Annotated in this window: 12 protein-coding genes; 2 read left to right on the forward strand and 10 right to left on the reverse strand. The window is 70.3% G+C overall.

Translation table 11 applies throughout. From position 1 onward, the window contains the following. Positions 1 to 57 precede the first annotated feature (57 nt). The 10 genes from ITJ62_RS10835 to mfd all read right to left on the reverse strand — a co-directional run bounded on the left by ITJ62_RS10835 (position 58) and on the right by mfd (position 13,554). Complete coding sequence (locus tag ITJ62_RS10835; protein WP_370581893.1) at positions 58 to 1,296, reverse strand: S8 family serine peptidase; 1,239 nt, start codon at positions 1,294 to 1,296, stop codon at positions 58 to 60. A 104-nt stretch (positions 1,297 to 1,400) separates the two neighbouring features. Next, on the reverse strand, positions 1,401 to 1,922 hold the full coding sequence (locus tag ITJ62_RS10840) for a DUF501 domain-containing protein (RefSeq protein WP_194601867.1): 522 nt from the start codon (positions 1,920 to 1,922) through the stop codon (positions 1,401 to 1,403). 38 nt (positions 1,923 to 1,960) lie between these two features. After that, entirely contained in the window at positions 1,961 to 2,737 is a 777-nt protein-coding gene (locus ITJ62_RS10845) for a septum formation initiator family protein (RefSeq protein WP_194601870.1), read from the reverse strand. 74 nt (positions 2,738 to 2,811) lie between these two features. Then, positions 2,812 to 4,092, reverse strand: coding sequence for a phosphopyruvate hydratase (eno, locus tag ITJ62_RS10850; RefSeq protein ID WP_085510462.1), 1,281 nt, complete (start codon positions 4,090 to 4,092; stop codon positions 2,812 to 2,814). 116 nt (positions 4,093 to 4,208) lie between these two features. After that, the gene (locus ITJ62_RS10855) at positions 4,209 to 5,198 is read right to left on the reverse strand and encodes an endonuclease/exonuclease/phosphatase family protein (RefSeq protein ID WP_194601873.1); all 990 of its coding nucleotides are present in this window, start codon (positions 5,196 to 5,198) and stop codon (positions 4,209 to 4,211) included. Positions 5,199 to 5,349: 151 nt separating this feature from the next. Then, positions 5,350 to 6,657 carry a histidine--tRNA ligase gene (gene hisS / locus ITJ62_RS10860; protein ID WP_194601876.1) on the reverse strand — a complete coding sequence of 436 codons (1,308 nt, stop codon included), beginning with the start codon at positions 6,655 to 6,657 and terminating at the stop codon, positions 5,350 to 5,352. Between the two features lie 60 nt (positions 6,658 to 6,717). Beyond that, positions 6,718 to 7,386 (reverse strand): MazG family protein, encoded by a 669-nt coding sequence (locus ITJ62_RS10865; RefSeq protein WP_370581894.1) that lies wholly within the window; start codon positions 7,384 to 7,386, stop codon positions 6,718 to 6,720. After that, complete coding sequence (locus ITJ62_RS10870) at positions 7,383 to 8,834, reverse strand: aldehyde dehydrogenase family protein (RefSeq protein ID WP_194601879.1); 1,452 nt, start codon at positions 8,832 to 8,834, stop codon at positions 7,383 to 7,385. The genes ITJ62_RS10865 and ITJ62_RS10870 overlap by 4 nt, the downstream gene beginning before the upstream one ends. Before the next feature lie 77 nt (positions 8,835 to 8,911). Further along, positions 8,912 to 9,856 (reverse strand): alpha/beta fold hydrolase, encoded by a 945-nt coding sequence (locus ITJ62_RS10875; RefSeq protein ID WP_194601881.1) that lies wholly within the window; start codon positions 9,854 to 9,856, stop codon positions 8,912 to 8,914. A gap of 86 nt (positions 9,857 to 9,942) precedes the next feature. Continuing rightward, on the reverse strand, positions 9,943 to 13,554 hold the full coding sequence (mfd, locus tag ITJ62_RS10880; RefSeq protein ID WP_194601883.1) for a transcription-repair coupling factor: 3,612 nt from the start codon (positions 13,552 to 13,554) through the stop codon (positions 9,943 to 9,945). A 124-nt stretch (positions 13,555 to 13,678) separates the two neighbouring features. Between mfd and folP the strand changes: the two genes are divergently transcribed. After that, positions 13,679 to 14,611: a dihydropteroate synthase gene (gene folP / locus ITJ62_RS10885; protein WP_194601886.1), complete on the forward strand. Its 933-nt coding sequence runs from the start codon at positions 13,679 to 13,681 to the stop codon at positions 14,609 to 14,611. A gap of 22 nt (positions 14,612 to 14,633) precedes the next feature. Continuing rightward, positions 14,634 to 15,386: a pyrimidine reductase family protein gene (locus tag ITJ62_RS10890; protein WP_194601889.1), complete on the forward strand. Its 753-nt coding sequence runs from the start codon at positions 14,634 to 14,636 to the stop codon at positions 15,384 to 15,386. The last annotated feature ends 90 nt before the right edge of the window (positions 15,387 to 15,476 follow it).

Here is a 15,476-nt window from a genome sequence, read left to right on the forward strand (position 1 = left end):
TCTCCTACGTCAAGACGATTGGTTCAGATGAGTGTCTGAGAATATCGGAACAGAGTACTACTTCTGCAGCACCCGCTTGAAATGCCTGGTAGCGCCTATGACACCGAGCGTGACCAGGCTACCAGTTCCGAGGAGGAGCGCCAGTGGCAGCGACCCGTAGAGCAGGGTGCTCGGCGTCGGGAGGAACGGGTTGGCGCGCACCTCGACGGCCTCGTTCTCCGGGATCGCCGGGGGTACCGGCTCCGGTGTCGGCGACGGCTGCTCAGCACCCGGATCGGGATCGGGGACCTGCGGCGCCCGTCGGTAGAGCGTGATCCAGTCGGACAACTGCTGCTCCGGCGAGGTCGCCGCCGGACCGACGGAACCGCTGACCGCCTTCGCAGCGTCGATGAGACCGGCACCGTAGATGGGGCTCTGCGCGGAGTCGCCCACCTGCTTCGCCGTGGCCGTCACACGCTTGATGGCGTCGGCGGCGCTGAGCTCCGGCCAGGCGGAGCGGACGAGGGCCACGAGTCCGGAGACGATCGGTGCCGCCCCGCTCGTCCCCTGCCACTGCACGTAGGACCCGGCTGGCGTCACCCCGACGAGTTGCTCGCTCGGTGCAGCGACGGCGATCGTGATGCCCTGGCTCGAGGCGTCGAAGCTCGCCGACCCCTCGCGGTCGACACCGGCGACGGTCAGCACACCCGGGATCGTCGCCGGAGCACCGACCTCGACCGTCCCGCTCCCTCGGTTGCCCGCTGCAGCCACCACGACGACGTCGTGCGAGAAGGCGTAGAGGAAGGCGTCGTCCCAGCTCGTCGGCCAGTCGAGGCTGTTGCGCGTCAGCGACATGTTGATGACGTCGGCGCCGTTGTCCACCGCCCACCGGACGGCGGTCGCGATCTGGTCGTCCCAGGGGACGACGGCCGACCCGTCGGAGCCGAATCCGACCGAGACGGAGAGCAGGCGCGCCTCTGGCGCCACACCGATGACCCCGGCACCGCCCGTGCGACCACGTCCGGCGATCATCGAGGCGACCAACGTCCCGTGCTCGCTCCCCTCGGAGCCCACCGGTGTCCGTCCGTCGGGACTCCCGAGCCCGGAGACGTCGACGCCACCCGCGACCGCACCGGTCAACTCCGCCGGCCCGCTCGCGATGCCGGTGTCGATCACGGCGACGGTGACACCGGCGCCCTTCGTCGTCTCCCACGCCGTCGTGAAGCCGTAGTCGCCGAGCCAGTACTGCATGTCGCGCACGGTGTCCGCCGACGCCGGGAGCGCCTGCGTCCCCACGAGCAGGAACGCCAGGAGCACCGCGGACAGCGCCGACAGCGCACCTCGGAGGCCGCGCGGACGACGACGGTCTCCGCGTCGCGGTCCGTCACTCCCCCACAGGCGACCCCCGTCGCGTGCGGGGCCTATCCCTGCCCCGCCTGGCCGTCCGCGCATGCGCACACCTCGGGGCTCCAGCTCGCGCGGTCGAGCGCGAGGTCGCCGATGGGGTTGACGCCCGGACCAGCCGCAAGGGCGTGGCCGACGAGCGCGTGGAGGCACTTGACCCGCACCGGCATACCGCCGGCGGAGATCCCGTCGATCTCGGCGACCTCGGCGATGGAGGTGCGGTCGGCGAGGTAGGCCGTGTGTGCGGTGGCGTAGTCGGCGCGGACCGCTTCGTCCTCGGCCAGGAGCTCGTTGTACTCGTTCATCACCTGGGTCGCCTCGAGCGAGGAGACCGCGGCCGTGGCGGCCGGGTGGGTCAGGTAGTAGAACGTGGGGAACGGCGTGCCGTCGGCCAGGCGAGGAGCGGTGGAGACGACCGTCGGGGCGCCGCAGACACAGCGCGCCGCGATGCCGACGACGTTTCGAGCCGGGCGTCCCAGTTGCGCCGACACGATCTCGACGTCGCGCTCGGAGACGGGAACGAAGGGAGGGGTGCTCATGGTTCCATTATCGCCGGGTTCACCACTGGGTCCGGACGTCAGCCGCCGGCGGGAGGCGTCGTCTGCGTGGGAGCAGGGGTCTCGGTCGCGGCCGGGGCCGGCGAGTAGCCGGTGGCGACGAGCGAGGACAGCAGACCGTCGAGCCAGTCGGACTGCGAGTCGACGAGCGTGTCGCTCACGGGTGTCTCGGTGGTGGGCAACGAGGCCGGGTCGACGTCGTTGATGATGATGTAGCTGACCTCGCCGGGCAGGGCGTAGAACAGGCGGTCGCGCGCCTGCGTCATGACGTAGCTCTGGTCGTTCCAGCGCTCGCGTTCGGCCTGCTGCGCGTCCACCTTCTTCTGGGTGTCGGCGACACCGGCCTCCAGCGCGGCGATCTGCTGCCGCTGCTCGAGGAAGGTCTTGAGGTTCGGCGCGAGGACGACGACCCCGAGCACGAGGATCCCGAGGAGCAGGACGCTGAAGCCAGACAGTCGCAGACTCCGCAACCAGCCGCCGGCGTCCGACTGACGTGCCGGGGCGGTCCGTGTCGAGCCGGTCCGGGAGCGCGGTGCGGAGGAACCGGCCGACGCGGATCGCGGGGCCTTCGTCGTCGACCGCGGGGCTGTGCCTGCGGAGCGTGCGGGCTTCGCGGTGGCTCCCGTCGGGCGCTTGGACGACGAGGAGGCGCGCTTGGAGGAGGCGTCCGCGGAGCTCGACCGGGGCTTCGACGCCGGTCGCTGCTTCGACGAGCCGGAGGACGAGGCGGACGATGCTCCGCTGCCGGACGGCGTGGGCTTCGACTCGCCGCCGGCCGGCATCGATGGCTTCTTCACAGGCGCCTCCCGCACACGACGAAGGCTCTCAGGGGTGCCGATCGGCACCCCTGAGAGCCTTCAGGTGACGATGCTTAGGCGGTGAACCGGGGGAAGGCGCTGCGGCCGGCGTAGACGGCTGCCTGGCCCAGCTCCTCTTCGATCCTCAGCAACTGATTGTACTTCGCGACCCGCTCGCTGCGCGCAGGCGCACCGGTCTTGATCTGGCCCGCGTTCGTGGCGACCGCGAGGTCGGCGATCGTGGTGTCCTCGGTCTCGCCGGAGCGGTGCGACAGGATCGTCGTGTAGCCGGAGCGCTGCGCGAGGGAGACCGCGTCGAGCGTCTCGGTGAGCGTCCCGATCTGGTTGACCTTGACGAGCAGCGAGTTCGCCGCACCCTTGGCGATGCCGTCGGCGAGACGCTTCGGGTTCGTGACGAACAGGTCGTCGCCGACGATCTGGACCTTGGAGCCCAGCTCGGGGGTGAGGTGGGCGTAGCCCGCCCAGTCGTCCTCGGCCAGCGGGTCCTCGATGGTGATGAGGGGGTAGTTCGCGACGAGGTCGGCGTAGTACGCGGTCATTTCGGTGCTGTTGAGCGCCTTGCCCTCGAACTGGTACGCGCCCTCCTTGTAGAACTCGCTGGAGGCGACGTCGAGGCCGAGCGCGATGTCGGTGCCGACCGTGAAGCCTGCCTTCTCGATGGCCTCGACGATGAAGTCGAGGGCCGCACGGTTGTGCTCGAAGTCGGGGGCGAAGCCACCCTCGTCGCCGAGGCCGGTCGCGAAGCCCTTCGACTTCAGCAGGCCCTTGAGCGTGTGGTACGTCTCGGTGCCCCAGCGGAGCGCCTCACGGAAGCTCGGAGCGCCGATCGGAAGGATCATGAACTCCTGGATGTCGACGCCGGTGTCGGCGTGCGAGCCACCGTTGATGATGTTCATCATCGGGACCGGGAGGACGTGGGCGTTGGCGCCGCCGACGTAGCGGTAGAGCGACAGGTCTGCGGAGTCCGCAGCGGCACGGGCGACCGCGAGGCTCGCACCGAGGATCGCGTTCGCGCCCAGGCGGCTCTTGTTCTCGGTGCCGTCGAGCTCGATCATGGTGTGGTCGACGAGGCGCTGGTCGTCCGCCTCGATGCCCTCGAGTGCCGGGCCGATCTCGTCGAGGACGGCGTCGACCGCCTTCTCGACACCCTTGCCGAGGTAACGCGCGGCATCGCCGTCACGCAGCTCGTACGCTTCGAACGCACCGGTCGATGCGCCGGACGGGACTGCTGCACGGCTGACCGTGCCGTCTTCCAGGAGCACCTCGACCTCGACGGTCGGGTTGCCTCGGGAGTCGAGAATTTCGCGAGCGCCTACTGCCTCGATGAGTGCCACTGATGTTCTCCTTGTGGGGATTGGGACGTGGGACGGGTACGACGGCCGCCCGCGCTCAGTCTAGTGACATCGGCTGAACGGGCGCAGAGCCGCTGATCGTCGCCCGAGGCGCGCGGTCAGCGGTCGAGCCGGAAGCTCGACACGATGCCGTGGTGGTCGCTGCCCTCGGCGTCGCCGACGGCGTTGTGGGTCGCAGTCATGCCGCGGACGAAGACGTGGTCGAGTCGCATGAGCGGTGTCCCGGCCGGCCAGGTGAGTCCGAAGCCGCCCTCGCTCTGGTTGGGCTCCGACACCTCGCTCTGGAGTGCGGCGAGCGCCCGGTCGGAGGCGGAGGCGTTGAAGTCGCCCATGACGACGATCCGATCACGGGTGTTCGCCGCGACGGTGTCGGCCAATTCCGCGAGCATCACGTCCCGTTCGGCGTGCGCACCCGGACGCGCGGAGTCGGCGTGGATCACGTAGACGCTCACGGCTCCGGACGGGGTGTCGACGACGGCGTTGATCGCCCGATACCAGTCGAGGCCGAGCTTCAGCCCGACCGAGTCGGCGATCGGATAGCGGCTCCAGAGTCCCACCGTCCCCGTGAGCACGGAGTACGGGTACTGCTCGTCGAGCGTCGCGGCGAGCGGTTCGCGGTCATGGTCTTCGATCTCCTGGAGCGCGATGAGATCCGCCCCACTCGCCTGGAGGGAAGCCGCGATGACCGCGGGATCGCCCTGCGGCCCGAGGTTCTGGCTGGCGACCGTGAGGGAGGCCTCGGCCGGGACCGCCGAACGTGCGTCACCCATGGGGACGACGCCGGGGCCGAACAGGAAGGCCCAGACGAGGGTCGGCGCGAGGAGACCGATGACGGCGCCCGGCGTGCGGGCGACGAGGAGGACGAGGAAGAGCACCGGCAGCACGACCCACGTCCACGGCAGGGCGTTGTCCCAGACGAGTCCGAGGCCGAGGATGTCGGGGACGAGGGCGTGGGCGGCCGTCAGCAGGGCGAGCGGCACACCGACCGCCAACGCGAGCGTGGTCGCCCGGCGCCGCACGAGGCTCACCCGGCGGCGCGGAGAGCCGGTCGACTCCGGGGCGCGCTGCGGGCGCGCTGCAGGGGCCATGACGCTCATCGGGGGAACCAGTTCTTCGATCGGGGGCAGAGCGGACGGATCGCTCGTGGGAGGGGATCCGGCCGAATGCTCCATCCTGCACCGACGAGCTGGGCAGCGGCTCGGAAGCGCGCCGAGGAGCGGGAAGCGGGTGCGGGAATCGTCAGTCGAGCGCTTTGAACTCGAGCGACTCGAGGGTCGAGTCGGCCGAGACGAACGCGAAGGCTCCGAAGCCGGCTGCCGACACGCGGTCGAGGAGGGCCCTGAGGTTCTTCACGCGGGCTTCGAGGCGCACCCGACGCCCCTGGGCGACGAGCTTGGCCTTCAACGCCACCAGCGTCACGGGAGGCACGTCGCGGTCGTGCACGAGCACGACGGCATCCGCGGCCGCACCTGCGGGGAGCTCGATGAGGTCGACGATGCGCTCGAAGCCGATCGAGAACCCGACCGCCGGCACGTCCTGGCCGAGGAAGCGCCCGATCATGCCGTCGTAGCGACCGCCGCCGCCGAGCGAGTACCCGAGGTCGGGGTGCGCGATCTCGAAGATGGCGCCCGTGTAGTACCCCATGCCCCGCACCAGGAAGGGATCGAACACGAGCGGGTTCGCGAAGGGGTCGGCCGGCTGACCCTGGAGGGAGGTGGCCGCGGCGACGGCCTTCCCGAGTGCGTCGAGCTCCGCGACGACGGCGTCGTCCGCACCGAGCGGCAGCGCCTTGCGGATCGCCCGCTCGCCGAAGGTGTTGAACTCCATCGTCTGCGGACGGGAGAAGAAGGCCTCGAGTGCGTCGACGGCGGTGGCGTCGACCCCGCGGTCGCGCAGTTCGGCCACCACGCCCTGCTGACCGATCTTGTCGAGCTTGTCGATCGTGATGAGCACCTGCGCGTGCTCGTCGGCAGGGAAGCCCAGCGACTCGAGCATGCCGATGAGGAGTCGGCGGTCGTTGATCCGCACGCTGCAGCCGGTGACGCCGAGCTCCGCGAGGGCACCGAGGGTCGCGATGATGAGCTCGGTCTCGGCGAGGTTCGACGACTCTCCGATGATGTCGATGTCGCACTGCACGAACTGGCGGTAGCGGCCCTGCTGCGGCCGTTCGCCGCGCCAGACCGGAGCGATCTGGATCGAGCGGAACACCGGCGGGAGCTCGGCCCGGTGCGTCGCGTAGAACCGGGCGAGCGGCACGGTGAGGTCGAAGCGCAGGCCGAGGTCGGTGAGTTCGGTCTGGTTGTCCGCCGCGGCCACGATGGCCTCCGGGGTGAGCTTGCGCCGGAGGATGTTGAACGCCATCTTCTCGTTGTCGCCGCCGAGCCCGGAGTGCAGCCGGTCGTACTCCTCCACCACCGGCGTCTCGATCTCGTCGAAACCGTGCGCGGTGAAGACCCGACGGATGGTGCCCAGCGCGTGCTCCCGACGGGCCTTGTCGGCGGGGAGGAAATCGCGCATACCGCGCGGCGGGTTCACTGGAGCTGCCATGCCCCAATTCTGGCATGCCGGGGAACCGGCACCGTGAGCAGGCGCCCGGCGAACCCTCGCTCAGCCGTCGGTCGGGGACGCCACCGGACGCTCGGCGTCCTGCACCCGCGCGCTCAACCGACGGACGGCACCCCGGAGCGCCCGTTCCGCGTCGAGCCCGTTCGCCCGTGCTGCGGCGACGACGGCGAGGAGCTGCTCCCCCAGGGCGTCCTCGTCGTCCACGACATCAGCGTCGACCGTCGGGCCCACCCCGAGCGGCACGGCCCTGCCCAGCACCTTGTCGGCGAGGGCGAGCGACGGCATCCCCTGCGGGATCCCCTCGAGCGCGCTGCGGCGCTTCGCCTTCTCCTCAGCCTTCGCAGCGTTCCAGACGCGCACCACGTCCTCCGGGGTCGGCGCTGCTTCGTCGCCGAACACGTGTGGGTGACGGTGGACCATCTTGCGGGTGACGGCCTCGGCGACGTCGTCGAAGTCGAACGGCGCATCGGCGTCACGGGACGCGATCTCCGCATGGAAGACGACCTGCCACAGCACGTCGCCGAGTTCCTCGACGAGCTCGTCGCGCGTCCCGGCCTCGACCGCTTCGACGAGCTCGTAGCTCTCCTCGATGAGGTACGGCACGAGCAGGTCGTGGTCGATGCCCTGCGTCCAGACGCAACGGTCGCGGATCTGCCGCATGGCGTCGACGAGGCGCTCAGCGGAGGTGTCGCCGACGGGCTCGCTGCTCACCGACGGGCTCCCCACGGGCGGCGGTCGTCGGTGCTGCCGGTCTTCGAGATCAGTCGCGCGATCCTGTCGCGCGCTTCGGTGAAGGGCGGGTAGACGAGCGACAGCGTGTCCGGGGACAGCGGCTTGGAGAACACCGCCTTCGCGTGACTGAACGTGTCGAAGGAATGGCGACCGTGATACGCGCCCATTCCGCTGGCCCCGACACCGCCGAACGGCAGACCCGGCACGAGGAGGTGCGCGGCCGGCACGCCGAACGCCAACGCGCCCGAGGAGGTGTCGCGCGTGAACCGCTTCCGCGTGGCGCGGTCGTCGCTGAAGACGTAGAGCGCGAGCGGCTTCTCCCCCGCCCGGATGTGCGCGATGGCCTGTTCGAGGCCGGACACGTGGAGGATCGGCAGGATCGGACCGAAGATCTCCTCCTGCATGATCGACGCCGAAGCGTCGACGCCGTTCACGACCGTCGGGGCGATGTACCGCTCCGAGGCGTCGACCCCTCCGCCCAGGGCCGGTTCGAGACCGTCGAGCAGACCGCTGACCCGGGCGAAGTGCCTGTCGGAGATGATGCGGCCGTAGTCGGCACTGCCGGCGGGGTCCGGGCCGTAGAGCTCCGCGATCGCGTCGCGCAGGTACGGGACCAGCCGATCGGCGACCGACCGCGTCGCGAGCAGGTAGTCGGGGGCGACACAGGTCTGGCCGGCGTTCATGAGCTTGCCCCAGACGATCCGGCGGGCCGCGTCCGCGAGGTCCACGGTGTCGTCGACGTACACCGGCGACTTCCCGCCGAGTTCCAGGGTGATCGGGGTCAGATGCTCCGCCGCGGCTCGGGCGACGACCTTGCCCACGGCGGCGCCACCCGTGTAGAAGATGTGGTCGAACCGCTCGGCGAGGAGGGCGGTGGCGACCTCCGCATCGCCCTCGACGACCGCGACGGCACGGTCGTCGAGGTACTCCGGGAGGAGGCGCGCGAGTGCGGCGCTCGTGGCGGGGGCGAGCTCGCTCGGCTTCAGCAGGACGGCGTCACCGGCGGCGAGCGCCCCGATGACGGGACCGATGCAGAGCTGGACCGGATAGTTCCACGGGCCGATGACGAGGACGACGCCGACGGGTTCCGCCACGACCGATGCAGACGCCGGGGCGAGGGTGAGCGGCACCGCGACGCGTCGGGGCCGCACCCAGCGCTTGAGGTGCTTCAGCGTGTGATCGATCTCGCCGACGAGGAGGCCGATCTCGGTGATCTGCGCCTCGGTGCCGCTCTTGCCCAGGTCGGACACCAGCGCCCGCTCGAGTTCGCCGCCGCGTTCGAGGAGCAGTTGCTTCAGCGCACGGAGCTGGCGGAGCCGCCAGGCGACGGGCTTCGTGGTGCCGCGGTCGAAGGTCTGTCGGAGCCGGGCCACGGCGTCGGCCACGACCACCTTCGGCTCCTGCTTCGTCCGGATGCTGGTCGCCATGGGTTCCTCCGACTCGACGGGGTGGTGGGCACCAGCATACGTCCGTCCGCAGGCCGACGGCCGGGCCCGGCGACCGGCTACCCGACGCCTGGAGTCGTGAGGAAGCGGTCGACGTCCGCCGCGATCTCGCGGGACTTCGTGTGGTGCAGGTAGTGGTCGGCGTCGAGCGGCACGACCTCGCCTCGGTCGACGCTCGCAGCCTGCTCCTCATGGAGCGGCAGCCACCCCTCCACCGTCGGGTTGTCCCGCTGGGCGAAGAGCAGCACCGGGAGGTCTGCCGGGAAGGTCTTCCCCTTCGCCGCACGGAAGTTCGCCGCGATGCGCGACATCTCGTCCGAGGACGTCGCACTCGAGGTGTTGCGCAGCGAGATCATCCCGAGCTGCTCACGCGTGTGCTGGTCGTACGGCGGATCCGGGTACGGGTCGCCCGACAGCGCCGTGACGACCCGGGTGATGCCGAGCGCCTTCGCAGCACGCAGGGCGTCGACCGGCAGCGCGGCGTCCATGCCCGGCTGATCGGGCACGCTGCTGTCGATGCCGACGAACGCCGTCACCTCGTCGCGGAACCGCTCGACGTAGTCCAGTGCATAGATCCCGGCGATGGAGTGCCCCATCAACACGTACCGGTCGATGCCCAGCCCGGCGACCGCCTCGTGGATCTCCGAGACGATGTTCTCGGTCGTCCGCGGCACGTCGGTCTGGTCGCTGAGCCCGTAGCCGAAGGGCTCGACGACGACCACCCGGTACGACGACGAGAGCTCGCCGACGAGCGGCGAGAAGTCGAGCACGGGCGAACCGGTGCCGAAGCCGGGCAGGAGGACGATCGTCTGGTCTCCGTCCCCCATCACCGACACGTTCATGCGTTTGCCGTCGACCTCGACCCGCTGCCCGTACTCCTCGATGCGCGTGGCTTCAGCAGCCGATGCGGCGGTGTTGACGATAGTGGTCGTGAGGAGCCCGGCGAGCACGAGCGCGACGAGCGCTGCGATCCCGGTGAGGACGATGCGGAGGAACTTCTTCATCCCTCCACGCTAGGGATGGACGACGACCGTCGGATCGGCCGCGGGTACCGACGCTGTCGTCCCGCGGGCCCATCTGCGGCTGCCCGCTAGGACGACGTCGAGCCCTCCGGCAGCGGGTAGATCGCGTTCAGGAACTGCTGCACCCAGGCGATGAGATCGGTGTCGGCCAGCGGTTCGTCGCCGACGCGCGGCAACGGCACGATGACGGTGTTCGTCTGGGCCAGGTACTTCGCGCCGGGATACATGCGTCGCAGCCGCGTCTGGATGGAGTCGGGGAGGTCGGCGGGCGTGACCCGCAGGTTCGGTCCGACGGCGATGAGGTCGCTGAGTCCCGAGCGCTGCGCACGCTGACGGAGCCGCGACACGGCGATGAGTGTGCTCACCTGCGCCGGCGGCTCGCCGTATCGGTCGGCGAGTTCGTCGATCACGAGGTCGATCTGGCCGTCCTTGGCCGCCGGCCCGGACGCGGCCGACAGCTTCTGGTAGGCCTCCAGCCGCAGCCGCTCGCTGTCGACGTACTCCTCGGGGATGTGTGCGTCGACGGGCAGTTCGAGCCGCAGCTCGGTCTGCCCTTCGGCGACGTCGCCACGGAAGGTGGACACGGCCTCGCCGATCATGCGGAGATAGAGGTCGAAGCCGACGCCCGCGATGTGGCCGGCCTGCTCGCCCCCGAGCATGTTGCCGGCGCCACGGATCTCGAGGTCCTTCAGGGCGACCTGCATGCCGCTGCCGAGCTCGTTGTTCGCCGCGATGGTCGAGAGCCGGTCGTGGGCGGTCTCGGAGAGCGGCTTGTGCTCGTCGTACAGGAAGTACGCGTAGGCGCGCTCGCGGCCGCGACCGACACGACCCCGCAGCTGGTGCAGCTGGCTCAGGCCGTACTTGTCGGCGCGGTCGATGATGATCGTGTTGGCGTTCGAGATGTCGAGGCCGGTCTCGATGATCGTGGTGCAGACGAGGACGTCGAAACGGCGCTCCCAGAAGTCGACCACGACCTGTTCGAGCGCGGCCTCGCCGAGCTGCCCGTGGGCGATGGCGATGCGCGCCTCGGGGACGAGCTCCGCGAGGTCCGCAGCGACGCGGCTGATGGACGAGACCCGGTTGTGCACGAAGAAGATCTGGCCCTCGCGCAGGAGCTCGCGCCGGATCGCCGCACCGACCTGCTTGCCGTTGTACGGACCGACGAAGGACAGGATCGGGTGGCGGTCCTCCGGTGGTGTCGCGAGGGTGGACATCTCCCGGATGCCGGTGACCGCCATCTCGAGCGTGCGCGGGATCGGGGTCGCGCTCATGGCCAGGATGTCGACGTTCGTCTTCAGCTTCTTGAGGGCGTCCTTGTGCTCGACACCGAACCGCTGCTCCTCGTCGATGATGACGAGGCCGAGGTCCTTGAAGTGCACCTTGTCGGTCAGCAGACGGTGCGTCCCGATGATGACGTCGACCGTGCCGTCGGCGAGTCCGGCGAGCGCCTCACGCGCCTCCTTGTCGGACTGGAACCGGCTGAGCGGCCGCAGGTGCACGGGGAACCCGGCGAACCGCTCCTGGAAGGTCTCGAAATGCTGCTTGACGAGCAGGGTGGTCGGCACGAGCATCGCGACCTGCTTGCCGTCCTGGACGGCCTTGAACGCGGCACGGACGGCTACCTCGGTCTTCCCGAACCCCACATCGCCGGAGAGGAGGCGGTCCATCGGGATCTCGCGCTCCATGTCGGCCTTGACCTCGTCGATGGTCTGCAGCTGGTCGGGGGTCTCCGCGAACGGGAACGCCTCCTCGAGCTCGCGCTGCCACGGGGTGTCGGGACCGAAGGCGTGCCCCTTCGACGCCATGCGCGCCGAATAGAGCTTGACCAGCTCGACGGCGATGTCGCGGACGGCCTTGCGCGCCTTGCTCTTCGCCTGCGACCAGTCACTGCCGCCCATCTTGCTGAGCTGCGGAGCCTCGCCGCCCACGTAGCGGGTGAGGAGGTCGAGCTGGTCCGTGGGGACGAGCAGCTTGTCGCCCGGGTAGCCGCGCTTGGAGGGTGCGTACTCGAGCACGAGGTACTCGCGGGTGCTCTTCACCGGGTTGCGTCCGCCGCTCGAGACCTCGCGCTGGGTCATCTCGACGAACTTGCCGATGCCGTGGGTCTGGTGCACGACGAAGTCGCCGGACCGGAGCTGCATCGGGTCGACGACGTTCTTGCGTCGGGTGGCGAGCTTCTTGACCAGGCGCGAGTCGTACCCGGCGGTGCGTCCGTAGAACTCGGTCTCGCCGAGCAGCATGAGCTTCGACGTCTCCAGCTCGAAGCCGCCCTCGACGTCGGCCTGCAGCAGATAGGCGACCCCGGGCTCCGGGTCGGCCGGCAGCTCGTCGACCATGCGGGCCGCGATCTCGTGCTCGGCGAGGACGTCCGCCGCACGCTCGACGAGACCGACCCCACGGGCGGCGACGATGACCGTCCACCCCTCGCGGATGCGGTCGGCGACGTGTTCGATGGCGCCCTCGACGTTGCCGTGGAAGCTCGGCACGGTATCGCCGTCGACCGTGACGGTGAGGAGCTCGTCGAGTTCGAGGTGCTCCGGGAGCGTCTCGACGTCGGGGCCGGCGCGGAAGCCGCTGAACGTCCACCACGGGTGGTCGGGCGCCGGCTGGCCGGGAGCGCTGAAGGTGACGGACTCCTTCAGGGCGCCCAGCGAGATGAAGTCGCCGGAGGCGAGGTCGATCGGCGCGTTCGCACCGACGGTCGCGGCGCTCCATGCGGCGGCGAGGAACTCGCGGTTCGTCTCGGCGAGGCTGATCGACCTCGTGACGACGCGCTCCGGCGAGACGACGGCGACGGCCGCTCCATCCGGCAGGTAATGGGTGATCGGGACGAGGCGGTCGACGAGGGCCGGGGAGAGCGACTCCATGCCCTCCACCGCGATGCCCTCCGCGATCTTCTCGAGGATCCCGGTGAGGCTCGGGAACTCGTGCTGCATCTCCGCGGCGCGCTGCCGGACGGCCGGGCTGAGGAGCAGCTCCCGGGACGGCGGCAGGCGGATCGCGTCGACCGGCTCGGGCAGCGATCGCTGGTCGGCGACCGAGAACGCCCGGATGCCGTCGACCTCGTCGCCGAAGAACTCGACCCGGTACGGGTGGTCGGCGACCGGCGGGAAGACGTCGAGGATGCCGCCGCGCAACGCGAACTCACCACGCCGGGACACCATGTCGACCCGGGTGTACGCGAGTTCGACGAGGCGCAGTGCGATCGCGGCGAGGTCGTGTCCGCGACCGCCCTGGACGAGCTCGATCGGAGCGGTCTCGGTGAGGTTGTCGGCCACGGGCTGCAGGGCGGCCCGCACCGACGCGACGAGGAGGAACGGCCGCTCCCCCGTCCACGCGCCGAGCCGCCGCAGCGCCTCCAGGCGTCGGCCGACGATCTCGGCGCTCGGGCTGAGGCGCTCGTGCGGCAGCGTCTCCCAGGCCGGGAACTCGACGATCTCGGCCTCGGGCATGAGGTCACTGAGCGCGGAGCGGAGCCGCTCGGAGTCGCGGCCGGTCGCGGTGACGACGAGGGCCGCCTGCGCGGCACCCTGCCGACCGCGCTCGTCCATGAGCGCCGCGAGGAGCGGTGCACGCAGTCCGTCGATCACGGAGAAGTCCGCGCTCTTGCCCGCGTACGCGAGGGCATCGTCGATCGTTGTGGCGCGCCGAAGCGCGTGAGTCAAACCCTGAAGCGTCACCGGGACAGCCTACGCCGAGCCACCGACACCCATGACCCGAACCCCCACCGGCCACCGCTGTCAATCGGCTGCGGACGACGCGTCACGCGGCATCCTCTCGCGCCGGACGCGTCATGATTGACCCATGACGAGCACGGAGCCCCGGTCAGACCGACACCCCGAACGGACCGGCGGCTTCCCGCTCCCCCCGATCCGCCAGCCGATCCGCCAGATCGGAGCACGGACGTTCGACTTCTCGAAGCAGGTCGCGGTCATGGCGATCATCAACCGCACCCCGGACTCCTTCTTCGACCAGGGCGCGACGTTCTCGCTCGACCGAGCCGTCGACGCCGCCGTGACCGCCGCAGAACAGGGCGCCGACTGGGTCGACATCGGCGGAGCCAAGTTCGCCCCCGGGCCGGAGATCCCCACCGCCGAGGAGCTCGACCGCGTGCTCCCCGTCGTCGAGGCGCTCGCCGCACGGAGCGACGTCGTGATCTCCGTCGACACCTTCCGCCCAGAGGTGGCGGCGGCCTGCATCGCGGCGGGCGCCTCCGTCATCAACGACACCACGGGGATCCACGACCCGGCTCTCGCGGACGTCGTCGCCGCGAGCGAGGCCACCCTCGTCATCACGCACAGTCTGGCCAGGCCGAGGCAGCCGCATCCCCGCCCCCACTACGACGACGTCGCCGGTGAGGTCGCCGCCTTCCTCGCGGCCCGCGTCGACCTCGCGCTCTCCCACGGCGTCCCCGAGTCACGGCTCATCGTGGACCCGGGGCACGACCTCAACAAGAACACCGTGCAGACGCTCGAACTCACCCGACGGTTCGACGAGATCGCCGCGCTCGGGCTGCCGACGCTCGCCGCGGTGTCGAACAAGGACTTCATCGGCGAGTCCCTCGACCGCCCGAAGTCGAAACGTCTCGAGGGGTCCCTGGTGTCCGCTGCGGCGTGCATCCTCCTCGGCGCCCGCATCGTGCGGATGCACGCCGTGCCCGAGTCGATCGCGGCCGTGCGGATGACCGAGGCGATCCTCGGCTTCCGCGCACCGGTGGCGCCCGTCCACAACGTCTGATCCGGAACCCTCGAGGAGCCACATGAGCACCCCCAGCATCACGAGCCTGGTCCCCGCGCAGGACCGACCGCTGTCGGTCGACGAGCTCGTGGCGGCCTACACCGTCGAGGACCGCTCGGCCACGACCGTCCGCGTGAACTTCGTGACGAGCCTGGACGGTGGGGCGACCGTCGACGGCGTCTCCGGCGGGCTGGGCGGCCCGGCCGACAAGACCGTGTTCGACATCCTGCGTCGACTCACCGACGTCGTGCTCGTCGGTGCCGGGACCGTGCGCGACGAGGGCTACGGTGCCATGCGGCTCGACATCGACGCCGCGACGTGGCGCGACGACCACGACCTCCCCCTGCACCCGGTGTTCGCGATCGTGTCGGGCTCGCTCGACCTCGACCTCCGCTCGGAGGTCTTCACCCAGGCACCGGTCCGGCCGCTCGTCGTGACGACCGACCGCGCCGACCCCGCGAAGCGCGCGGCGCTCGACGCGGTCGCCGACGTGGTGGCGTGCGGCGACGAACACGTCGAACCGGCGCGGGTGGTCCAGACGCTCTCCGACCGTGGACTGCGGCAGATCCTGTGCGAGGGTGGTCCGGCACTCTTCGGCTCGTTCATCGCTGCCGACGCCGTCGACGAACTCTGTCTGACGATCAGTCCGGCGCTCGTCGGTGGGGACAGTGTCCGGGTCTCCGCCGGTCCCGCGTCCGAAGCTCCGCGACCGATGCGGTTACAGCACCTCCTGCGATCGGACGACCTCCTGATCTCGCGGTACGTACGCGCCTGAGCCGGCGGCTCCCATGTCATCGGACTTCCATCCCTCGATCGTCTGATATCCCAGAAGATCAGCACTGCTACGCTGGCGGCCTCCCCCATC

Origin of the sequence: Plantibacter sp. VKM Ac-2876 (assembly GCF_015350715.1) — a bacterium.
GTDB classification, from domain to species: domain Bacteria; phylum Actinomycetota; class Actinomycetes; order Actinomycetales; family Microbacteriaceae; genus Plantibacter; species Plantibacter auratus.